This is a genomic window from Ligilactobacillus equi DSM 15833 = JCM 10991 (genome assembly GCF_001435735.1).
GTDB classification, from domain to species: Bacteria; Bacillota; Bacilli; order Lactobacillales; family Lactobacillaceae; genus Ligilactobacillus; species Ligilactobacillus equi.
In genome coordinates, this window is the sequence record NZ_AZFH01000075.1 from 1 (window position 1) to 203 (window position 203).

The 203-nt window shown below is 36.5% G+C and carries 1 protein-coding gene; it reads right to left on the reverse strand.

Annotation, left to right across the window (positions count from 1 at the left end; genetic code table 11):
- Nucleotides 1-203 (reverse strand): transposase (locus FC36_RS06365; RefSeq protein ID WP_156409527.1); only part of this gene is annotated, 203 nt, incomplete at both ends.

Below are 203 nucleotides of genomic sequence, written 5' to 3' on the forward strand. Positions count from 1 at the left end.
AACATATTCTTCCCCCGAAGATTTTCTGCAATTACCAAATCGTGGTTATTGATAAGTGTAATTGAGACTCTATTGAGAAAGTTTTCTCTTTGCCGTCTAACTTTAGCATGTAACTTAGCTACTACTAAACGTTGTTTCTGATAATTCTTACTTGTGCGTAAGGAACGGTGTTCCTTTTTAGCCCGTCTTTGCTTTCGTGATAA